Here is a 23,174-nt window from a genome sequence, read left to right as displayed (position 1 = left end):
TTATTGTAATTTGAGAACTGCCAGCGGCAGACTTTTAAAGATTTCTTTTACAGCAATTCCTTTTTCGTGATTTCCTTTTGTTTTGCTAAATAAATGCTCATAAGCTGAAGGCGCTTCTGCAGGTAAAATAAGTCTGGTATTATACCAGTTGATAGAGAATGCTTCTTTTCCCTGCTGAGTACTTACAGATGCAAGATGAAGTGGTACAGCAATTACATACCAGGTTTGCTGATATTTTCTTGCAAATGCCAAAACATTTTCTTTTAATTCGCCTTCTACAACAAGTGGAACATAATCTCCTTTACTAAACAGCTGAGCATTTTGTTTCCGCTCTTTTAATAACTTATGTACGAGCCAAAGCTTAATTTTTCCGTTGTACCTGTTTTCCCATAAGTGATACATCAGGTTCTCGTGTTGCTCGTCTGCCTGCGCTTCCAGTTCCTCCATCAATCGCTGCCGCTCACCATAGTTAACAGGTCTGCGATTATCCGGATCGACAAGGCTAAAGTCCCACAGTTCTGTTCCCTGGTACACATCGGGAATACCTGGGCAGGTAAACTTTAGCATCACTTGAGCTAAAGAATTTATAATGCCAAAATCAGCAACTTTTTTATGTAATTTTTCAAAATTTGACCAAAAAGGTTGATCAGAATCTAATAAACGAACAGCAAATTCTTTGGCAGCATTTTCATATTCTTCATTCGGTGTTGTCCAGTTCGAATGTGTTTTTGCTTCGCGAAGTGCTTTTTGGAGATATTCCTGGATGCGTGTTTTAAAATCGTCATCTTCCTGGCCCGGCATAGGAAATGCTCCTATCAAAGTCTGATAAATTAAATATTCATCATTAGCATCAGGGGCATTATTTTGTTTAACGTTATTATTAAGCTTTTGCCATTCTTTTACAGATTCGAACCATTCTTCGGGCAAGTCTGTCAGTACATTTAATCGGGTGCGAACGTCTTCCCCTCGCTTGGTATCATGTGTAGAAGTTCCATTGATAGAAAGAGGCCATTTTTGTTGGCGGTCAATCATCTGCTGATGAAATTCTTGTGGACTTGTGCCAAAGGCTTCAGGTGAATCGCCAACCTCATTATGGCCTATAAACCTGTTGTAAGTGTACATTAAAGTATCTTCAACTCCTTTAGCCATAAGCGGACCCGTAAATTGCATGCAACGCTGGTAAAATCTCAAAGCGCGGCTATTATAATCAAGAGTTTCTTCTTTTGGTTTTATAAGAAGAGCTTCCTTTAATAGTTCTATAGCCGGAGCCAATTCTGCCCCGCTATTGCGTATGCCAATCAATATATTCAGTACTTCATCACTCTCTTTTTCCGTCAGGGGTAACCTGTTTCCGTAATAGCGATAAACCGGACACCTGATTAAAAATTCTGCAATGGCTTCTTTTAATAATTCCATGTCTACCTTGTCCAATTCATCTTTTTCGACGAGGTTCATTTCAATAAAAAGGTCATGAAGGTTATTTAATTCTCCCGACATGTTTTCATGCAAAATGTATGATTTCTTATCGTGCAACTGTTGGTGTGCTGACTGGTCATCATTAACAAGCTCTGTATAGAATTTTGTAAACTGTTCTTCACTGGTTCTTTGGGGAAAAACATTGTTAACCATTGAAAGGAAGTCATAACCCGTATTACCTTCGATGGGCCAGTAATCCGGTAAATCTTCACCCGGTTCAAGTATCTTTTCTACAACTATATATGTTTCTTCGCCTGCCAGCTCTCTTAACTGTTGCAGGTAACCCGTCGGGTCATACAAGCCATCTATATGGTCGATTCGCAAGCCTTGAAATATACCCTGATCCAGGAGGTATTTAATATACTGATGGTAATGTTGAAAGACATCTGCATTTTGCATATTCAGGCAAATGAGACCGTTAACAGTAAAGAAGCGGCGAAAGTTTATCTGGTAATCAGTTTTCTGCCATTCACACAACTGGTACACCTGCTCATCTGCTATCTTCTTAAGCAGTTCTTTATCGCGGTTCACCTGTTGTAAGCAACTTTCTATGTAATCTTTTGTTTGCTCATTTTTTGCCAGGGCTGCAAGCTGAAGCTGAAATTCATGCAGCGGTTCTGTGTAAGCTGTCGGTTCTTCTACCTTTTGTATTTCCTTTATCTGGTCAATTAATTGTTGAATGGCTTGCACCGGTTCTCCCTCTCCAGCCTGAAGAATGGAAAAATAAGAACGAAGACGAATAGGCCAGACGCTTTCATAATATTTAAGCACAAACCCTGGCTCGTCAAAATCTATTGTAAGCTCTCCATTTTTTATGACCTCGTCTAAAGGACTGCCTAAAAACGGAATCATTATTTTGCCGTGATATATCTTTCCTGTCCATGGAACATCAAAAAAAGAGGCATATAGAGATCGCTGGCCTTTTTCAAGCACGTCTTTTAACCATGGATTGGTAGGATCAAAGGCCATATGATTAGGTACAATATCCTGTAGCCAATTTATTCCATGCTCTTTAAGTCTTTCGCTAATAGATGTAAGCTGTTCTTCTGTACCAATTTCCGGATTTATTTTATGCGGATTTACTCCGTCGTACCCGTGTAGACTTCCGGGTGTCGCCTCAAAAATAGGAGAGGCGTAAATAGTTGCAACCCCGAGCTTTATAAGATATGGAATAATCTTTTCAAAATCTGTAAATGTAAAGTTGTTATGAAATTGGAGTCGATATGTAGAGATTGGGTTAATCATTAAAATTTTTATAAATTAGAAAAGATTCCGGTTGAATCATAACAGTTGATTCGCCAGGAATAATATCGGGGGAAGCAGCCGGGCCATTCCATATAGGATCTGCAGAGTCTAAAAGCTTTTGCCACTCTTTTTTATATTTTGGCAGCGATAGATTTTGTTTCTCTTTTGAAAAATTCATTATACAATAAATATGTTCGCTTCCATGCCACCTATGCAAGAGGAGGGTTTGCTTCGACTCATCAATCTCTACATCCAGATGATCTCGGTTTAGATCACTTAACGCCAGTTGTTGCTTCCGAAGTGCAATAAGAGTTTTATAAAACTTCAGCGTTGTTTCATGAGGTTCCTGTTTAACAAGTTGCCACTGCAGCTTTGACTTTTCAAACGTGCTTTCAGCAACAGGATCGGGTGCTTCACCCTCTGCATGAAAAGCAGCAAATTCAGCTTTACGTCCTTTTCTTACTGCTTCTGCAAGGTCGGTATCAGTGTGGCTTACAAAGTACAGGAATGGATGTGGTTCGCCGTATTCTTCTCCCATAAACAGCATGGGCAAATAAGGGCTCACCAATACTGCACCTGCCATTAACTTCTGCATTTCTAAACTAACTAGTTTGCTGGTTCGTTCACCGAGCATTCGGTTACCTACATGATCATGATTTTGAGAAAAAACAATAAATTGTTTTCCAGGATTATTATCTGCTTTTACACCAAAAAATTTTTTCCGGTGAGGCGAAAATTGGCCATCAAAAACATAAGCATCTTTATAAGCTTTTGCCAGGTGACTCAAACCATTAAAGTCTGAATAATATCCGTTCCTCTTTTCTCCTGCCGTTACCCGTAACGCATGATGAAATTCATCTATCCACTGAGCATCCATTCCGAAACCCTGTTGTTCGAGTGGATTTATAAAACGATTATCATTTAGATCTAACTCTACTATAAGGTAGTGTGTACGGCCTGTTTCTTCCATCAGTCTGTTTACCTGCTGCTTTATCTCCCTCAAAATATGTACAGGACTAAAATCTTTAATGGCATGAACTGCATCCATACGAAGCGCATCAATATGAAAATCGCGAAACCACATTAATGTATTTTGAATAAAATATTGTCTTACTCCATCGCACCATGTGTCATCAAAATTGATAGCCTTACCCCATGGAGTGTTGTATTTATCGGTGAAATAAGTGCCAAAAGCACTCAGATAATTTCCTTCAGGACCAAGGTGGTTGTATACGACATCAAGTATTACAGCAAGTCCTTTTTCATGACAAGCCTGGACAAGATGCGAGAGACCTTCCGCACCTCCATAAGAATCCTGAACCGCGAATGGGAAAACACCGTCGTATCCCCAATTGCGACTGCCGGGGAATTGTGAGACAGGCATAATCTCAATAGCATTTACTCCCAGATCTTTCAGGTAATCGAGTTTTTTTTCTATACCTGAAAAAGTACCTTCAGGAGTAAAAGTGCCAGTATGAAGTTCATAAATCACATACTCTTCAAGAGGAAGATTATTCCAACCAGTATCATTGACTGTAAGAGTACGAAGGTTTATGGCTTTTGAAACATCATGTACACCATTGGGCTGACTTAGAGAAGCAGGATCAGGATATTCTTTTTCATCTAATTGAATTTTATATAAATCTCCAGCTTGTATCTCATCTGTAAGTGTTGTCCAGTAGCCCAACTCATCTTTAACAAGCTTAATTGTATTTTTCTTGTTAACAGCAATAGCAACATTCTCTGCGAGAGGTGCCCATATAGAAACTTCCGCAAGGCCGTCTTTATTAAAATTAATTCCTATCGATCGTTTCTTAACATCTATTTGATTCATAATAATAAAGGATCTTGTTGTTTTAACAGAACAATGGAGCGACCCTGTACTATAATTGGATCCTTAGCAGAATATCTACCCTCAATTTTATTTACCGTATTCTCATAAGTATCTAAAATTTTAGTCCACTGTTTACCATATTTTTTTTCAGGAAGTATATACTCCAGTTCATCATGATAAGCGTTGAAAATAACATAAAAGCTATCATCAATTATATGTTCACCTTTCGGACCTTTTGATCTTATGCCATAACCATTTAAGAAAACGCCGAGGGATTTTGCAAAATCATGTCTCCAGTTTTCTTCTGTCATTTCTGTGCCTTTTGGTAAAAACCATGCAATGTCTTCCAACCCGGAATGAAAAACAGGTTCTCCCTGGAACCAGCCACGCCGACGAAAAACAGGATGATTTTTACGGAAATGAATTAATTTTTGAGTAAAAGCTAACAAATCCTCATCTGCATTTTCCCAATCCAACCACGATATTTCATTGTCCTGGCAATAAGCATTATTGTTTCCCATTTGTGTTCTGCCCAATTCATCTCCCGCTACTATCATCGGTACGCCCTGAGACAAAAACAGTGTGGTCAGAAAGTTTCTTTTTTGTTGGTTTCTAAGTGCTATAATATCGGGATCATCGGTTGGTCCTTCTACACCGCAATTCCACGAACGGTTATGGCTTTCTCCATCATTATTATTCTCTCCATTCTCCATATTGTGCTTTTCGTTATACGATACCAGATCGTGCAGTGTAAAGCCATCGTGGGCGGTAATAAAATTGATACTTGCAGTAGGTTTGCGATAGTCATTCTGGTATAAATCAGGACTTCCGGTAAAGCGTTGCGCAAATTCTCCCAACATACTCTCTGCACCACGCCAGTAATCTCGAAGACAATCCCTGTATTTACCATTCCACTCAGCCCAACCCGGCGGAAATTTCCCTACCTGGTAACCGCCTTCTCCAATATCCCACGGTTCGGCTATAAGTTTTACCTGTGAGATAACCGGATCCTGGTGAATGATATCGAAGAAAGATCCTAGTCTGTCTACTGCGTGTAGTTCACGCGCAAGGGTAGAGGCAAGATCAAATCGAAATCCGTCGACATGCATCTCCAAAATCCAATACCGTAGGCTATCCATAATTAGCCGGAGCACATTGGGCATCATCGCATTTAAGGTATTACCCGTTCCGGTGTAATCCATACAATAACGACGGTCGTCTGTAAGCCTGTAATAGGATGCATTATCGATACCGCGAAAACAAATAGTAGGTCCCAAATGATTTCCTTCACCAGTATGGTTATATACAACATCGAGTATTACTTCAATACCCGCTTTATGTAATTCTTTAACCATAGTTTTAAACTCGGATACCTGTTCTCCATGTCCTCCTCCTTTAGAGTACCTGATGTCCGGGGCAAAAAAGCCAATGGAATTATAGCCCCAATAGTTAGCGAGATTTCTTTCTGCAAGATGCCGGTCACGAATGAAATGATGAACAGGCATTAGCTCTAAGGCCGTGATGCCGAGATCAGTGAGATACTTAATCGTAACAGGGTGAGCTAACGCGGCATATGTTCCTTTTATTTCATCTGGTATCTCGGGATGTGTTTGGGTAAACCCTTTAATATGTGTTTCGTAAATAATAGATTTATGATAAGAAGTCTTCGGTGGTTTATCTCCCTCCCAGTCGAAGTTAGGATCAATAACAACGCATTTAGGAACAAATTGGGCACTGTTTATTCTGTTAAATGTTAAGTCTGCATCATTTGCTCCTAAAATATAACCAAAAAGAGAGTCGTGCCACTCAATCGTTCCGGCAATAGCTTTCGCGTACGGATCAATCAATAGTTTAAAAGGATTAAAGCGGTGACCATTTTGGGGGTCGTAAGGACCATGTACCCTGTACCCATATAGCTGGCCTGGCTTCAGATCAGGAACGTAAACATGCCAGATCTGGTGAGTTCGCTCTGTCAATTCTATTTTTGCCGTTTCTTCACCGCTTTCATTAGAATCAAAAAGACATAGTTCAATACCTGTTGCATTATCTGCATACAGCGCAAAATTTACTCCGTTACCATCCCAAGTAGCGCCTAGCGGATAAGGGTGTCCGGGATAAACGGTAATATTCATCTGGTTATACATTTAGATCAATTGTTGAGTAATTTTCCCAACGAGGTTTTTTAAGTTATTGGTTTAGATATTTTAGCCTCTAATTTCTATTTTTTTTATTAATAACAAATTATAATTCACTGGTAATCTACATTTTACTGCTTTTTAAATGTTTTTAAATTCAATATTCTTGCCAACAGTAAAAGTTTTAAAAATACCGTTGCAGAAAAAGTAATGATAATTTGTTTTGATTACTATAGTTGTGGGCTTAATGCAATGCGGTATTGAAAAAAATTAAAGCACGAGAAATATTACAATACGCTTATTATTAGTTTGACCACAGGCGCATTAAATGGAAAAAGCTTGGCGAAGTTAGTAAAACAAAAAACGCCGGGCATTTAGTCCGGCGGTTTTTTAAATATAAAAATTGTAAAACTATTTTTTATAAACATTTATAAAATCATTTTAGTCTTTTACCTGCTACAGCATCTAGTCTGCTATACTTAGCCATGCTGTCGATATACCTGTTCTTTGCAGTCGTGTCACCTTGAAGTTGTTTCATCCACATACTGTCTGCAAATTTCCAATATATTCTTTTGTTATCCTGAGCTTTGACTTTCGCTATTGTTACAGCAAATAAGATAATTACTATTGTTTTCATTTGTTTCGCTTATGCCATTTAATAAATTCGGTTACCGCGGCAAAGTAGGGTTTTAAGACGAGCAAAACCTTGAAAACGCTTTTCTTTTAACTTCAGTTTTTATTTTTACAATTCATACATATTATGCCTTCCTAGGTAAAAGTAAAAGAGATCCTTCCGTTTAAAACCTGTTCCAAAATGTAATTTAATTTCTTGCGATTGGTCAGCTCTTCGTTAATGAGATCTGGTATTTCTTAAAATTTATTTGCTTCAGTATTATTTAAAGTCTTTTATTTACAGCAATCCTTTATAAATGTATTAAAACTGTTTTTAATTATGGTTTCCCGTTCGATTGTGTTCCCGGTTATTGTCATGTTTCTTCTTGTTGTTTTAATTGTAGCCTTTTCAGGTAATGTTGCACAAGTGAAAAGCATCAGTCAAATAAATGGTGCCGATACTGCATGGATGCTAACATCCTCAGCCTTAGTACTGGTAATGACACCCGGCCTCGCTTTTTTTTATGGTGGAATGGTTAACAAGAAAAATGTTATTTCTACAATGCTGCAAAGTTTTATATGCATGGTTGTAATAACGGTATTATGGGTTTTAGTAGGTTTTAGTCTTGTTTTTGGCGACTCAGTTATAGGCATTTTTGGCAACCCCAAAACTTATTTTTTAATGCATGGAGTTATTGAGGGAGCACCCTGGAAAATGGCTCCTACTATACCTTTTGTACTGTTTGCTTTTTATCAATTAAAGTTTGCTATTATAGCTCCTGCATTAATAACGGGAGCTTTTGCAGAACGAATTCGATTCAAATCTTATATTGTTTTCATTGTTTTATTTAGTTTATTTATTTATTGCCCAATTGCGCATGCTACCTGGCATCCTGACGGTATTTTAGCGAGGTTTGGTGTGCTGGATTTTGCGGGGGGAACAGTGGTGCACATGAGCGCTGGCTGGGCTGCCCTTGCTTCTGCTATTTATTTAAAATCGAGAAATAGTATGACACATAAACCAGCACGTATAACCTATGTGATATTAGGAACAGGGTTGCTGTGGTTCGGCTGGTTTGGGTTTAATGCTGGTTCGGCTTTTGGTGCAAATAATATTGCAGCAACTGCCTTGGCAACAACCATGACATGTTCTGCAGCAGCAGCTTTTGCGTGGATTATATTTGATGCTATGCGTGGTCGCCTTCCCTCAGCAATGGGAAGTTGTATAGGAGCTGTTGTAGGTCTCGTCGCTATTACTCCTGCGGCAGGTTTTGTCAGTATTCCACATGCTTTGGCCATAGGTATTGTCGCAAGTATTATAAGTAATATGATGGTTGAATGGCGTACACGTACTTCCGTGGATGATACGTTGGATGTCTTTCCTTGCCACGGTGTTGGCGGAATTGTGGGAATGTTATTAACAGGTGTCTTTGCGAACAGAAATATAAATAGTGCTGTAGTAGATAACGGACTTCTTTTTGGTGAAAAAAAACTTTTCTTCATTCAATTAATCGCAATGATTGCCGTGTCGGCGTTTTGCTTCGGCGCTTCTTTTATTTTGCTTAAAGTGACAGATTTAATAACACCTTTAAGAGTAACTGAAGGTGAAGAACTTCAGGGATTAGATTTAAGTCAGCATGGAGAGAGTTTATAAAAAGAATTTTTACTGCACAATTGTTACGACCTCCATTATTAAAATAAAAACGCTTCTATTCGTTTTATAATTGAAGGAAGTTTATTAAAAAAAGCCGCCTGTCTGGTATTAGTAAATACCAACCAAGCGAAACAAATCAAATCAAATCAAATAAAAAATTATGGGCTTTTCTTCTAAAACGAAGGTACTTGGTTGAGGAACCGAAAAACAAAAAAGCTCAATTGTAATTTAAAGGCATTAAATGCTCATCTTCTTAAGCATAGCACACCCTAATTTTGCTGTTTTATTTTAAAAAAAATTACAACTGATTTAAAAACTTTTTTTGAAAAAATAATGCCTATTGCATTTGCAAAATCTATAGTTTATATTTATACTACTATTTTAAATAGTTCCATCCCCCGTGATTTTTGTGCAAGCCTATTAATAACAGCATCGTTTTTACTTTCTGCTTTATCCTCCATTTATTAAATTAATAGGAAAAGAAAAGTATATGAAGAGATTTATACTTTCATTTATCTTAAAAGGTTGTTTCGTTGTATTTGTTTTTGAAAACATGAGCTCCCCGGCTTTAGCTCAGTCAGCCACGCAGTCTATATTATTAACCAATCTTCAGAGACGGCAGAAGTACAACAAGGAGGTTCTCAGAGTCTGTCTGAGTACATTGTAACCACTGACAAAAATCCAGTCAGTGCAAAATTAAATGCTGTTGATGGCTCTGGTAATATACCAATATGGCTTACAGTAAATGGTAAAATGCTTAATGGTATTGACTATGTTACAGGATCTGAAATCTCTTTTAATTTTGATGCCGCAAGCCTTGCGGTTGGTACTTATTATGCTGTTGTAACTGCTTCTGCATCGGAGTATGATAGTGCAGTTCTTAATATTCAATTAAATGTAATAATAACCACAACAGGTAGATTGGCAAATTTTAAAGTTAATTTTCAAGATTCTGCTACAATACCTCCTGACGGTTGGCTTAGTGATTTCGGCCAACCATTTGGCTTACGCAGTTCTGCGTATCAAGGCAATGGAATGGCTTATGGGTGGATAAAAAGATTGGATAAAACAACTCTCGACCTTACTAAAAATACCCGTAAAAGGATTTCTCCTCAAGATACTTTGTTATCAACTTTCATACATATGCAAGGCGAGGATTTATCTTCCTATGTATTTAAAGGAACCCGTATTGAAGGTATATGGCAAGCAAGGGTCGTCAACGGAAATTATGAAGTAACTGTTTCTGTCGGGGATGACATAAGTACCAATAGCAGACATTCAATAAATGTTGAAGGTATAAACGCCATTAACAGTTTTATTCCAAACTCAACCACCAAGTTTAAGTCTGCAACTGTTATTGTATCGGTTTCTGATGGGTTTTTAACGGTTGATGCAATAGGAGGCAGCAATACAAAAATAAATTGGATTATTGTAAGACCTTCCAGGATCAAAAGGCCTTCAGTTGTGGCGGTAAATCCTGATAACAGTTCTGTAAATGTCAGCGAAAATACTTCTATATCAACAAGTATTTTAAAACTGCCAAACGGTGGAATAAATAATGCTACCATTACAACAAGTACTGTTTACCTGACCGAAGAAGGGACTGGAGCTGTAGTACCATCAAATGTTAATGGTACGGGTGGGGGAGATGCAATAACTTTAGTGCCCGCTAATCCACTAAAAGTAAGCACAACATATAGATTCACTATAAGCGCAGGGGTAAAGGATTTATCAGACTCTTCATTCATTCCTTATTCGAGCACCTTTACAACTGGGGCAAGTTCGGGAGGTGATCTAACTGCCGTTAAATTTGACAGAAACGAGCTGCCTAATGCTTCAGGTCAACACACAAGTCTTACTATTGGCCCTGACGGAAAATTATATGCCTTAACAATTGACGGAGTAATTAAAAGATTTATTATAAACCCTGATGGTACACTTACAGCACCAGAACTATTGTTCTCTTTGCAGGACGCCTACGGCAGCCGCATGCAAAGGCTTGCTATTGGTTTTGCTTTTGACCCTTCCTCCACCGCGACTAACCTTGTAGCCTGGGTTACCCATAACAGCTACGTATTTATAAACGGACCCGATATGGATGGAAAGTTATCAAGACTTAGCGGTCCTAACCTTGAGACGGTTGAGGACATATTAATTAATCTGCCAAGGTCGAAAAAAGATCATCTTTCCAACAGCATCGCTTTTGGTCCTGACCTGGCTTTGTATTTTACTCAGGGTAGTACATCCGCTATGGGGTACAGGGACAAGACCTGGGGATATAGGGATGAGCGCCTGCTTTCCGCTGCTGTTCTTCGGTTAGATGTTTCCAAACTCGGCCATACTCCACTTGATGTGCGTACTGCTGAAACAGGAGGCACTTACAATCCTTACGACCCAAATGCCCCTTTGACCATTTATGCTTCCGGTACTCGGAATGCTTATGATCTCGTTTGGCATAGTAACGGCAGTCTTTACGTACCAACCAATGGCTCTGCTGCTGGAGGCAATACGCCTGCTTCTGTAAATGGTATTCTTCGACCTGACGGTTCTGTTTATAATGGTCCTTCGGTTCCTGCATTGACAAATGTTCAGCAAACGCAAAAGGACTTTTTATTCAGAGTTGTAAATGGAGGATATTACGGTCATCCCAATCCTTTAAGGGGAGAGTATGTAATGAATGGAGGCAATCCTACGGATCCCATAGATCCCGCACAGGTAAGAGATTATCCCTTAGGGACAGCACACGATGCAAATTATCGTGGATATTCTTATGACTTTCAAACAAATGCATCTCCTGATGGCGTGATAGAATATAAGAGTAATAGTTTTAACGGAGCGTTGAAAGGAAAATTGCTGGTAGTACGTTATAGCCAGCATGATGACATTATAACCCTTACGCCGGGTGGCCCGAATAATGATATTGTTAGCGCCACAGAAGGTTATTCAATAGAAGGCTTTTCGGGTTTTAATGATCCTTTAGATATGACTGAAGATACAACCACCGGAAATATATACGTTTCTGAAATTGGAGGAGATGGCAGGATTATGTTGCTAAAGCCAAGAAAGGTAATAATAGCGGCAGTTAAAAAAACATTACTACCGATCGAAGATGCTTATACACGTGCAGGAGATTCTGCAGCTAAAAATTATGGTAATGCAGATTCTTTAATTATAAAAGGTTCTACTGCTATTCGATTTAACCGGTCAGCTTACCTTTCATTTAAACTTCCCGATACTATAAAACATGTTTATCGTGCTATTCTGCAATTGTATGGTAACAACATTGAAAGCTTTGGGATGGTGAACATTTCAGCCTTTGCAGTAGAACAGCGTTGGACGGAAAATGGCATTACATGGAATAATGCTCCTTCCGTTACGGGAACTGCTCTAGGCTCTGTGGCTTGCAACTATGAAAAAAAATATTACGAAATAGATGTCACCCAGTTTGTAAGAGATCACTTGGCCGGAGATAAAATTGTAAGCCTGTCGCTACAAGATGCAACTCTTGGAGATAAAAAAGTAAGATTTAATAGTAGAGAAAATGCACTGAACAAGCCTCAATTGCTTTTAACTATTGACACAGTAACAATAGCTTCTGCCAAAGCATTAATTAGTTCTGCACCTATTCAAAATTCTCATTCCAGGCCATCCTGTGACGACCCTTCAGAAGTTATCACAACTGATAATACAAAACTGGCTTTTACTGGTAATTATAGAAGTCCGAAGGTTTTTCCAAATCCAGTTCATAAAAGATTTAATATTTATTTTCCTGCCAACTATTCAGGAAACCAGACAATGCAGATTGTTGATGCGGTTGGTAAAATATCTCAAATAGGCACCTACAAATTAGCGGCAGGCGGAACAAATATCGACATCAACCTGGCAGACCTAGCTCTGAAACCAGGGGCCTATTTTCTTAAAATAACTTCTGAATTAAAAGTTGAGTTGATTAAATTGATAGTTCAATAATGCTTATATAATATTTCAATGATTATTTAATAAATGCTTTTAGCATTATATACTTTTTCTCCCTGAAAACTTCTCACACCATAATCAAATTTTTTCATTATTGAGTAACCGCCATATTCTCCCTTTTTGTTTAGCGCAATAAACCCTACCTGTATAGTTTTAGCATTTATACCGTTTCTTTTTACAATGCGTTCAACAGCTTTTTTGCATGCTTCTTCAGGTGAAAGGCCTTGTCGCATAAGTTCGACAACTGTATGCGACCCACAAATTTTTATCACTTCCTCACCAACTCCTGTAGACGTAGCTGCTCCGACCTCATTATCTACAAATAAGCCGGCCCCGATGATGGGAGAGTCTCCAACTCGTCCACTCATTTTGTACGCCATTCCACTTGTGCTGCATGCACCGCTAAGGTTTCCTGCCGCATCAATTGCAAGCATCCCTATCGTATCATGATTATTAATTTGCCCTTTTACTTCTTTTGGCTTTTGTTTGTTGATTTCTTCTTCTATATTATCAACAGTGATCATTGGGTCGTAGTGAGAGGTCTTCAACCATTCTCTCCAAGCTTTTTCGCTTTCCGTCGTCAACAAATTTTCTTTTTTAAATCCCTGTGAAAGTGCAAATCGTAAAGCTCCTTCACCTGTTAACTGGACATGCGGTGTCTTCTCCATTACCAATCGCGCAACAGAAACAGGATGCATTATATTTTCGAGAGCAAACACAGCACCGCAATTGCCATTTTCATCCATTACACATGCATCTAGTGTTACTTTACCATCCCGGTCTGGTAAGCCGCCATATCCAACGCTTTGGTCCGATGGATCTGCCTCTGTCACCCGCACACCTTTTTCCACAGCATCCAGCGCTCTGCCGTTTTTTTCCAATACAGTCCATGCGGCCGCATTTGCTTTTACGTTTGGTGACCACGTTGATAAAACAATTGGCCCTTGAGAACTTAATTCGCCAAATTTGTATTTATTAACTAACAATGATGATGATCCAAGAAAAGACGATTGTAAAAATCTACGGCGATTGAGCATAAATGATTTTCTTATCAGTAAAATAATTTCTTATGTTGATAGTAAGTGCCCTACAAAGATGCGGGAATTTTAAAAATCAGAACAGGAATAATTTGATTTATTATAAATGTTGAAAAGTAATATTCTATCCCTAGAATATGTATTTATTTATAATTTTTATAAAGGTTTATAAAGTCGGCACATTCTTTCTTATAATCATTTTAAATACTTCCGAGCTGATTTCAATTATTTTTTAGTAAGCCGTTTCAGACACTTAATAATTGAAATTAAATGTTGCAAAAACTGAATAAAAAGATAGATTTGATTTTGCCCTTTCTTTGCATACGTTTCGCTTAATCATTATGAACATTTCTAAAGCCTCAAATAAAGATATATCGCAAATATGTGCCCTCGTTAACAGCGCTTACCGTGGCGATACTTCCCGAAAAGGATGGACAACAGAAGCAGACTTATTTGATGGTATTCGTATTGATCAACCTACACTCACCACTTATTTAAACGAAACGGATTCGGTTATGCTTACATGCACAAATGAGAATCAGGAGATAATTGGATGTGTATATTTGAAAAAGGAGCGGGAACATCTTTATTTAGGTATGCTTACAGTGGCGCCTAATGTGCAGGCAAAAGGAATAGGCAAACTTTTGCTAAAGGCTGCTGAAGAAAAGGCTATAAAAGAGGGTTGCAAGAGTATTGTAATGACAGTCATTACGAGCAGGCATGAACTGATTAACTGGTACAAAAGACATGGATATTATGAAACAGGTTTAAGACAACCTTTTCCAAAAGATGAGAAATTTGGTAAGCCCAAACTCCCGCTGGAGTTTATGATTCTTCAAAAGGATATTTCGATGAATAATTAAGAAACAGCTTTTTCATTAATGGAATTCGTTAAAGTAACGAGTTCTTCCAGTTGCATTTGTTTTTTATTGTCCAGCAACTGATAACCTGGATCATTAGCAGGAAGCATATTAAGAGCAATAATTGTATCGTGCCATTTTCCTATTTTATCCTGCAGTTCATCAAAGTATTTTTTATCAAAATTTATTTCTTGCTGCAGGTTTTTTGGTAGTGCGGTCAACGCAAACAGAAGTCTTTTAATTATTTTCCTGCTCTCATGCCAAAGATCTTCTTTTATTGGTGGTAAAAAATTTCCCTTCAATTGTTCAAGGCTTTCCTGGTAGTATGATTTAATTCTTCTGTTCTTGATTTTAACTGAACGCAATGAAATACTTTTTTTCAATTTTTTAATATTCCTGCTATAAGTCTTTTTTCTTTTGCACAATTCATCTGACTCTCTTTCAATAATTACGTTTTGTTCTTTTTCAAGATTTTCATTTTGTATATTATTTTCATGTAAAGCTTCTACGTTTAATTGTGCCGTTCTTATCTCACCTGCATGATCAAATAATTCTTTAAGTTTTTTTATTGAAAACTTTCTTTTCTTGGACGAACAGTTTTTTAGTAAGCTAACAACCGCCTTTGTTTTCTTAGCATTCAACCTAAGATTGTGCAGCTTTTCACCGTTCCACGATATGCAGAGATTATCTAAGTTATTCCTCATTTCATCCCATTGCAGATTGAGAAATTTTTGTATTTTTTTTGTTTTTGCCATACTTAATAAATCAACAGCTTATCCTTTTCGTACTAAAAGACTTTGTGCAATGAATATAATAATAAAAGCTCATTAACTAATTTAAAGTTGTGATAGATTGGTAATTTATAAAAATGTTCCTTTTATTTTCTCCATTCTTTAAATGGATGGACCGACAAGTAGGAGTTATAATATTTTTCTTCACCGGTAACTTCTTTTGTAATCCAAACTGGTAAATCAAATGCTTCATCAATATCGGCAAGTTCAATTTCGGCGATGATTAATCCTTCATTATCTTCTAAAAATTCATCTACTTGCCAAAACTTACCGTTATAAATTATGTTGTTTCTTATTTTACTGATAGCAGATGTGCAAAAGTTATCAAGCAGTTGTTTGGCGTCATCTTCAGGAATTTCATATTCAAACTCCGGTCTTGATGCACCTGTTGAAACTCCTTTTATAGTAATGTACCCTTTGTTATCAGTGAGCCTTACTCTAATGGTTTTACCGGGGCTATTGATAATATAGCCTTGCTTTATAAAGTGTCTGTCGTCTTTAATAAGTTTATCCCAGTTATTCTTATTAACTAAATATTTTCTTTCAATTTCAACTCCCATATGTTATTTAATTAAAGTAAGACAATATTTAAATTTATGGAAAGTTCGGGTATGATTATAATATAAATAGTCTCCGGTCTTGCGACCGGAGACTGCTCTTTTTTTACATTATTAAAACTTAAAGCCTATACCTACTTTTATTGACCGGTTGTAAGAGTTAACGTTGCTGTTTGCGTCTACCTTAGATAACCCATAATCGTAAGCGGCCATTACATTTATACCATTTGTAAAACTATATCCAATACCACCTGTAACACCTGCGTCCCAACGGTTAAATTGTGATGATACATCTAGTTTTCTGTTTAATATATTTATACCAAGGGCGCCTGCTGTTGTTTTTAAATCTGCCTGTACAAGGTATGACAATTGCGGACCTGCAAATACCTGGAAGCCATTAATATTGGCTTTGAGCAAAACAGGTATATCAATGTATTGGGAATTCAGTTTTGCTTTAGCGTTAGCGCCAAGAAAGTTAAGTCCTTTTATACTAAAAGCGCCTTTTAATTCATAGCCTTTTTGCGAATAATACAGTGCAGGCTCAACTGAAAATACGGGACCAACAGGTATAGTTGCATAGGTGCCGGCGAAGAAACCTGTGTGATTCACAGTAGTTATGTTGCCATTTGCTAAGTCAAGAGTACTTTTAAGACTATTAACCGCATCACCTCGCATACCTGATGATGAAAGACCTGCACGTAAACCAAAAGTAGGTGTTACCTGTGATATGGCCAGTGATGAAATAGCGATAGAAACGAATAGTAATAGTTGCTTTTTCATATGCTTTAGACGAACGGATTTTTGTTGTCGTTCTGTTCGATGCAAAAGCAAAATGATGCCCAAAGAGCTTAGCTGTGAGATAAGCTTTTGTTAAAGGAATAAATATCCTGATTTGATAAATAACATTGATTTTTGGCCGCACTAAAGTGCCTGCTTTGATATTATATAAGTAACGATAACAAATTCTTTAAATGCCAGGTTTTCCATTTATTCTATTGCCTTTTGTTGTTCGGATAATTGATAAAAAACAGCAACAAAAGGCAATAGAGGATTTTCTAATTACAAAAATGATAGTTTAAAAAATAGTGATAGAAGTATTCGTATAAAAAAATGAAAGCACAACTTCCTGTCAATCTTCCCACACCGCTATTTGTGGTATTATAGGATGTCCATCTGCATCATCAGGATCAGGAGGAAAAGTTTCATCTATAAATTCATAATGCGGGCCGGTAGCTTCTTCAACAGATGTGACTTTCAATGCTTTTTGTTCGCCATCTGGCGTTTTCAATATAGCACTAACCCTATACAATGCTAATGGAAAGTTTACAAGATACTTGCCTGAATACAAGTCTTCAACACTGCAATCTATTTCTTTCGCAGGAGCGGGGCTACCATCGAGACAAGGTCCCTGGGGTGTTAATATAAATGTGACCTTCGCACCGGGATACTTAACTTTAAGATTTGTCCAATAACCGTCTGAAGTAAAAGAACCGGCACCATCGCCGACCCATATATGACCTCCATAATACGCGTTTGCATCTCCCGGGTCTCCATCTTTTCCAAGCCCGAATAGTACCAATTTAAAATCTCGATTGATACCTGGTGCAGAAGCGAAAGTAATGTTGCCGCCTTTGCCATCAGTAGGAGCGAGGTCAATGCAAACTTTCCGGCCATTAAGAGGCATATAGGCCCTTACATGATAAGCATAAACACCATTAGCTACTTTAGATTCATAATGACTGTTTTCATCCATGTTTATGTTATAAGCTTGGTCATCATTACCAATTCCACCCGGCCCCCAAATGTGAACAATAACTTTCGATCCGGAGATTTTAAATTTGTTTCCCGCGGCGTCATAAATGTTACCGGATACAACGTTGGCCTTTGCATTCCCTGTATTATCTCCGGAATTTTGTGGTGTTCCATCTACTCCCTTTTTACAAGCCATTAAAATGCATGAAGCAAACAAACAGCCCATTATAGTTTTGATTGTCGCTGATTTCATATACACAATTTTTATACAAATTTGTAAATTATACGAGGCGTTTGCAATTGCATAAATATGTTAATTTGAAAAATATTTTAAAGAGAAATTTCATTAATGCATCACATAAATGAGTTACTATTGTTGCAGTTACTGCTAATAAAATTTGCATTCAAAACCTTCTGAATAACCAATCGGAGTATTATGTCCTTCGCGATAAAATCAAGATCTTTCAGCATTAAATAACAATATTGTTTAGAACTGCTAATATTGTTGCTGCATGAAACGCTTGTATTAGCTATAATGCCAGATGACACTGCACTTATATTATTATTGCAACAAGGCTATTACAAAAAGTATTACTTGGCTTAATACTGTTTCTTCATACAAATACCGATACCAATAATAACTATTCCAAGAAAGGAAAGTATAAGAAATGAAATTTTAAGGCTTGTTACGCCAGCTATAAAACCGATCATTGGTGGACCGATTAAAAGACCTATGAAGCCTATGGTTGATACAGCTGCTATGGCAATGGCTGGCGGCAACGTTTTTGATTTTCCTGCTGCACTAAAAACCAAAGGAACTACAGGTGAAACACCAATGCCTGTAAAGAGCATTCCGATGGCAGCAGGATAAAGATGAGGAAAGTATACTGCCAGCAACAATCCGGCAGTAGTAAAAATGCCGCACGCTATGATAATTTTTTTAAAACCGGTTCTATGTGTGACCCAGTCTGTAATGAAACGTGTTGCTGTCATCGAAATCATAAATGCGGTGTAGCCGACACCAATGTATGCAGGATCAGTTGTTACTACCTTTTTAAAGTACACACCGCTCCAGTCAAACATTGCTCCCTGGCACATCATAGAACAAAATGCGATTATTCCAAGACTCAAAAATGCCTTATCAGGTTTTACAAAAAAGGGTCTTTTTTCATTGCTTCTTACATTGTTATCGTCAAGCAAATAAGGTGAGCAAATAATAAAGCTGAGAAGTGAAATCGAAGAGATCAATAAAAAATGCCATTTTACCGGAAAAGCTTTAGCTATAAGAAAAGTGCCGATTGTTGCAGCAAACAATCCGGCGAAACTCCACACACCATGAAAGGAAGAAATGATAATTTTCTTATATAAAACTTCCAGATCAATCGCCTGCGTATTGATGCCGATGTTCAACATATTGCCGGAAGAACCAAAAAGAAAAAGACATAGCGCGAGCTGCCATACAGATTGTGAGAAGCCGATTGCTATTAAAAGGCAACTGTAAATAATAGAGGCAATAATGACTACTTTTCGGCTTCCGGTTTTGGCTACAAAATATCCTGAAAACGGTACCGTTAAGAACGAGCCGACGGGCATAGCCAAAAGAACTGCTCCTAAGGCTGTTTCCGATAATTGGAGGCGTTGTTGAATATTGGGAATACGTGATGCCCAGGTAGCGAAGATGAAGCCGTAAAAAAAGAAAAATAAACTAATTCGAATTCTTCTTTCGCGAAGCGATACTTGATTTATTTCCATTTGCAATACAATTACAACCCGCTTCCCCGAAAGCTTTTTAATTTTTTTTATTATAACCGGTATCCGTTTTTATAGACACATCATGGCGTGTTTCCAGAATTTGTTTTGGTACCTCTGCGTGAACCTTTAAGTAGTTACTTAATCGCTACTTCGGTCACTCAACATGCACTTAGGCTGTATAAACGGGTTGCAATATTACGATGTGTACATATAGGAAAATCTCGCTAATAAAAAATTAATTATAAGAATAAAAAGAGAAAGGAAATAACAAAAAACAACAATATGGATAAAGGTTGTTTTGATTATGGCCTTTTGTATAAAGTTTTTAGCTATTCAACCTCATATTTCCTGATTTTATTTTAAAAATAAGTTATTACACAAATTTGTATATTGCGTCCCTATTATTTAAAAATTAACGAAAACGATGCATTTGAAAAAAGCTTGTCGCAGAAATTATTACTATTTCTATCTCTCAACTGTAGTGATTTTTCTTGCCTGGGTCGGACCTTCCACATTAAAGAAAATTGGTATTGACAGAAGCAAATTAACAGAAGAACAAAAACGGCTGCCAGAAAATGCGGTCAGTGCTTTAAAGGTAGCTGATGGTCTCAAAGTAGCTTTATTTGCAAGTGAGCCTATGATGACCAATCCTACCAATATGGATATAGATCAAAAAGGCAGGGTTTGGATAACTGAAGCTTATAATTACAGAATAAATCTTCATCCTGATCATCCGCGTAAAGCGGAAGGTGACCGCATCCTAATTCTTGAAGATACAAATGGAGATGGCAAAGCTGATACAAGCAAAGTTTTTTACCAGGACACTTCTATAAATGCCGCTCTAGGAATTTCAGTGCTGGGAAATAAAGTGATAGTATCATGCAGTCCATATGTATTTATGCTTACTGATTCAGACGGCGATGATAAGGCCGATAAAAAAGAAATTCTATTTCAGGGAATAGGAGGGGAGCAGCACGATCATGCTATTCATGCTTTTACTTTTGGCCCCGATGGTAAACTGTATTTTAATTTTGGTAATGCAGGAGACAGCATCCTTGACAAAAATGGAAATATAGTGAGAGATGTAGAAGGAAATTCTGTAAATAGTAGCGGTAAGCCTTACCGCCAGGGTATGGTCTTCCGTTGCGATATGGATGGTAGTAATTTCGAGGTACTTGCAAATAATTTCCGTAATAATTATGAAGTGGCTGTAGATGCGTTTGGTAATCTCTGGCAATCAGATAATGACGACGATGGCAACAGGGGCGTACGTATCAATTACATTTTAGAATATGGTAATTATGGCTATACTGATGAAATGACTGGTGCAGGATGGAGAGCAAGAAGAGTAAATATGGAAGATTCCATACCTATACAACACTGGCATTTAAATGACCCGGGTGTTGTGCCAAATCTATTACAAACAGGTTCTGGTTCACCAACAGGAATGTTGATATATGAAGGCAACATGCTTCCCGCTGTATTCCAGAACCAAATGATTCATAGCGAGCCGGGACATAATATTGTTCGTTCTTATCCCGTAAAAAAGAATGGTGCAGGGTATACAGCGCAGATCGTTAACATTGTGGAATCCATCGACGATGAATGGTTTCGTCCTTCAGATGTCTGCATAGCCCCTGATGGGTCATTATTTATTGCCGACTGGTACGATCCGGGAGTTGGTGGTCACCAGGTGGGAGATCTCAATCGCGGACGTGTTTTCAGAGTGGCGCCAGATGTTTCAAATTATGAAGTTCCATCTTTTTCTATCAATACTACCCTTGATGCTATAAAGGCACTTGAAAACCCTAATCTTGCCACACGGTACCTGGCATGGAAAAAATTGCACGAGCAGGGAACTAGTGTTGAAAACGATTTGGTGAACATTTTTAATAGTTCAGATAATCCTCGTTTTCGTGCAAGGGCCTTCTGGTTATTAACAAAGCTGCCGGGTAAAGGCAATGATTATGTAAATAAAGCTTTACATGATAAAAATGAAGATTTACGCGTAGCAGCATTTAAGGCAGCACGTGAACTTAAGTTAGATCTTATTCCACTTGTAAAAGAGGTTGTCAAAGACCCGTCACCACAAATACGCCGGGAGGCATTGATTGCTCTACGTCATAATACTTCATCCGAAGCCCCGGGACTATGGGCAGAGCTGGCGCAACAGTATGATGGAAAAGACCGCTGGTACCTGGAGGCATTGGGTATAAGTGCGGACAAACAATGGGACAGTTATTTCGCAGCTTGGAAGTCAAAAGCAGGTGACAACTGGAATACTGCGGCAGGAAGAGACATTGTATGGCGGTCAAGGGCAAAGGCAGCATTACCTTTACTGGCAAGTATTATACAAGACAGCAATATAGATCCTGAAAAAAATCTAAAATTCTTTCGCGCCTTTGATTTTCACACTGATCCATCAAAACAGGACATTCTTCTCTCTTTATTAAATGGAAATCATCCAAGTCAGAAAATAATTACCACATATGCCCTGTTGCAGCTTGATACTACAAATTTGGCAATGACCAATGATATAAAAAATGCTATCGATAGAAGTCTTGAGGCTTCAAAAGGTACCGGTCAATTCCTCGATCTTTTGGCAAGATATAAGATAAAAAATAAGAACCCTGAATTACTCACTATGGCCGTGAAGAATAAAAATGATGAATTAAGGGAAATGGCCGCAAAAATATTAATAGCTAATAATGGGGGCAGCCTGGTAAAATCGGCTGTTCATAAAGACACTGCGACTGCAATGACTCTTGTAGGTGCATTAGGTGGTTCTGAAGATCCGAAAGTAAAAGATATGCTGCAGTCTGTTTTGATGGATAAGAGCATCAATCTTAAAGTAAGACAAAAAGCTACTCAGATGTTTGGTAATGGTTATACCGGCCAGGAAAAACTTATGACCCTGGTATCGTCAAAGAAACTGCCGGTTGAGCTGAAGAGTACAGCACAAAAAGTATTATTAAAAGCCTGGAGGTCTGACATACAATCGCAGGCCAAGGCTTTCTTTAACCAGGGAGCAGGAAATACTTCATTTCAACCTGTAGCAACTTTAATAAAGCTGAATGGAAATAGTGATAATGGTAAGAAGATGTTTACGAATGTTTGCTCATCATGCCACCAAGTAAATAACAACGGAATTGATTTTGGGCCTAATCTTTCAGAAATAGGCGCTAAGTATGCAAGGGAAGGCTTGTACGAAGCTGTTTTGCATCCTGATGCAGGTATAGCTTTTGGCTATGAAGGATACGTATTTAAAACAAAAGATGGCAACCAGGTACTAGGATATATAACGAGCCAATCAAAAGAAGATCTATCAGTAAAAATGATGGGTGGCTCAGTATCGAAAATTAAAAAAAGTGATATTGTTTCTCAAAAGCCGTATGAGCATTCACTAATGCCAACCGGATTGGTAAGTGGAATGAAACAGCAGGAAGTTGTTGACCTAATTGAATACTTATCTGCTTTAAAAAAGAAAAGCTAAT

At 37.9% G+C, this 23,174-nt stretch carries 14 protein-coding genes; 4 read left to right on the top strand and 10 right to left on the bottom strand.

The window, feature by feature from the left end:
- From treY to B154_RS0111095, 4 genes are all read right to left on the bottom strand, one after another.
- Nucleotides 1-2,721, bottom strand: coding sequence for a malto-oligosyltrehalose synthase (gene treY / locus B154_RS33050; protein ID WP_018614231.1), 2,721 nt, complete (start codon nt 2,719-2,721; stop codon nt 1-3).
- The gene (gene treZ, locus B154_RS0111105; RefSeq protein ID WP_018614228.1) at nt 2,714-4,555 is read right to left on the bottom strand and encodes a malto-oligosyltrehalose trehalohydrolase; all 1,842 of its coding nucleotides are present in this window, start codon (nt 4,553-4,555) and stop codon (nt 2,714-2,716) included. The genes treY and treZ overlap by 8 nt, the downstream gene beginning before the upstream one ends.
- A complete protein-coding gene (glgX, locus tag B154_RS0111100) occupies nt 4,552-6,687 on the bottom strand; it encodes a glycogen debranching protein GlgX (RefSeq protein WP_033411617.1) in 2,136 nt (711 codons plus the stop codon). The genes treZ and glgX overlap by 4 nt, the downstream gene beginning before the upstream one ends.
- A 439-nt stretch (nt 6,688-7,126) precedes the next feature.
- Complete coding sequence (locus B154_RS0111095; RefSeq protein WP_018614224.1) at nt 7,127-7,327, bottom strand: hypothetical protein; 201 nt, start codon at nt 7,325-7,327, stop codon at nt 7,127-7,129.
- 315 nt (nt 7,328-7,642) lie between these two features.
- On the opposite strand from B154_RS0111095, the gene B154_RS0111090 reads away from it, so the two are divergent.
- Both B154_RS0111090 and B154_RS28320 read left to right on the top strand, forming a co-directional pair.
- Nucleotides 7,643-8,956: an ammonium transporter gene (locus tag B154_RS0111090; protein WP_018614223.1), complete on the top strand. Its 1,314-nt coding sequence runs from the start codon at nt 7,643-7,645 to the stop codon at nt 8,954-8,956.
- A gap of 753 nt (nt 8,957-9,709) precedes the next feature.
- Nucleotides 9,710-12,925: a CBM96 family carbohydrate-binding protein gene (locus B154_RS28320; protein WP_018614221.1), complete on the top strand. Its 3,216-nt coding sequence runs from the start codon at nt 9,710-9,712 to the stop codon at nt 12,923-12,925.
- A 26-nt stretch (nt 12,926-12,951) separates the two neighbouring features.
- Here the strand turns inward: B154_RS28320 and B154_RS0111075 are convergent, their stop codons facing one another.
- Nucleotides 12,952-13,968, bottom strand: coding sequence for a glycosylasparaginase (locus B154_RS0111075; protein ID WP_018614220.1), 1,017 nt, complete (start codon nt 13,966-13,968; stop codon nt 12,952-12,954).
- 341 nt (nt 13,969-14,309) lie between these two features.
- Here B154_RS0111075 and B154_RS0111070 point away from each other — a divergent pair, with 341 nt between their 5' ends.
- Entirely contained in the window at nt 14,310-14,831 is a 522-nt protein-coding gene (locus B154_RS0111070; RefSeq protein ID WP_018614219.1) for a GNAT family N-acetyltransferase, read from the top strand.
- Here B154_RS0111070 and B154_RS0111065 read toward each other — a convergent pair.
- The 5 genes from B154_RS0111065 to B154_RS28315 form a co-directional block, all read right to left on the bottom strand.
- Nucleotides 14,828-15,583 (bottom strand): CHAD domain-containing protein, encoded by a 756-nt coding sequence (locus B154_RS0111065; protein ID WP_018614218.1) that lies wholly within the window; start codon nt 15,581-15,583, stop codon nt 14,828-14,830. The genes B154_RS0111070 and B154_RS0111065 overlap by 4 nt on opposite strands.
- 122 nt (nt 15,584-15,705) lie before the next feature.
- Nucleotides 15,706-16,179 (bottom strand): CYTH domain-containing protein, encoded by a 474-nt coding sequence (locus B154_RS0111060; protein WP_018614216.1) that lies wholly within the window; start codon nt 16,177-16,179, stop codon nt 15,706-15,708.
- Nucleotides 16,180-16,290: 111 nt separating this feature from the next.
- Nucleotides 16,291-16,956, bottom strand: coding sequence for a porin family protein (locus tag B154_RS0111055; RefSeq protein ID WP_018614214.1), 666 nt, complete (start codon nt 16,954-16,956; stop codon nt 16,291-16,293).
- Between the two features lie 349 nt (nt 16,957-17,305).
- On the bottom strand, nt 17,306-18,181 hold the full coding sequence (locus B154_RS0111045) for a hypothetical protein (protein ID WP_018614211.1): 876 nt from the start codon (nt 18,179-18,181) through the stop codon (nt 17,306-17,308).
- Nucleotides 18,182-18,528: 347 nt separating this feature from the next.
- On the bottom strand, nt 18,529-19,680 hold the full coding sequence (locus tag B154_RS28315; protein ID WP_018614209.1) for an MFS transporter: 1,152 nt from the start codon (nt 19,678-19,680) through the stop codon (nt 18,529-18,531).
- Between the two features lie 424 nt (nt 19,681-20,104).
- Here B154_RS28315 and B154_RS0111035 point away from each other — a divergent pair, with 424 nt between their 5' ends.
- The gene (locus tag B154_RS0111035) at nt 20,105-23,173 is read left to right on the top strand and encodes a PVC-type heme-binding CxxCH protein (RefSeq protein ID WP_018614207.1); all 3,069 of its coding nucleotides are present in this window, start codon (nt 20,105-20,107) and stop codon (nt 23,171-23,173) included.
- Nucleotide 23,174: the final 1 nt, after the last annotated feature.

The organism is Segetibacter koreensis DSM 18137 (assembly GCF_000374045.1).
In the GTDB taxonomy this organism is placed as follows: Bacteria; Bacteroidota; Bacteroidia; order Chitinophagales; family Chitinophagaceae; genus Segetibacter; species Segetibacter koreensis.
This window is presented reverse-complemented; position numbering and strand designations above follow the sequence as displayed.

Coding starts and splice junctions, on each gene's coding strand:
- treY (WP_018614231.1), bottom strand. CDS start 2,721: ATGATTAACCCAATCTCTACATATCGACTCCAATTTCATAACAACTTT.
- treZ (WP_018614228.1), bottom strand. CDS start 4,555: ATGAATCAAATAGATGTTAAGAAACGATCGATAGGAATTAATTTTAAT.
- glgX (WP_033411617.1), bottom strand. CDS start 6,687: ATGAATATTACCGTTTATCCCGGACACCCTTATCCGCTAGGCGCTACT.
- B154_RS0111095 (WP_018614224.1), bottom strand. CDS start 7,327: ATGAAAACAATAGTAATTATCTTATTTGCTGTAACAATAGCGAAAGTC.
- B154_RS0111090 (WP_018614223.1), top strand. CDS start 7,643: ATGGTTTCCCGTTCGATTGTGTTCCCGGTTATTGTCATGTTTCTTCTT.
- B154_RS28320 (WP_018614221.1), top strand. CDS start 9,710: ATGCTTAATGGTATTGACTATGTTACAGGATCTGAAATCTCTTTTAAT.
- B154_RS0111075 (WP_018614220.1), bottom strand. CDS start 13,968: ATGCTCAATCGCCGTAGATTTTTACAATCGTCTTTTCTTGGATCATCA.
- B154_RS0111070 (WP_018614219.1), top strand. CDS start 14,310: ATGAACATTTCTAAAGCCTCAAATAAAGATATATCGCAAATATGTGCC.
- B154_RS0111065 (WP_018614218.1), bottom strand. CDS start 15,583: ATGGCAAAAACAAAAAAAATACAAAAATTTCTCAATCTGCAATGGGAT.
- B154_RS0111060 (WP_018614216.1), bottom strand. CDS start 16,179: ATGGGAGTTGAAATTGAAAGAAAATATTTAGTTAATAAGAATAACTGG.
- B154_RS0111055 (WP_018614214.1), bottom strand. CDS start 16,956: ATGAAAAAGCAACTATTACTATTCGTTTCTATCGCTATTTCATCACTG.
- B154_RS0111045 (WP_018614211.1), bottom strand. CDS start 18,181: ATGAAATCAGCGACAATCAAAACTATAATGGGCTGTTTGTTTGCTTCA.
- B154_RS28315 (WP_018614209.1), bottom strand. CDS start 19,680: ATGGAAATAAATCAAGTATCGCTTCGCGAAAGAAGAATTCGAATTAGT.
- B154_RS0111035 (WP_018614207.1), top strand. CDS start 20,105: ATGCATTTGAAAAAAGCTTGTCGCAGAAATTATTACTATTTCTATCTC.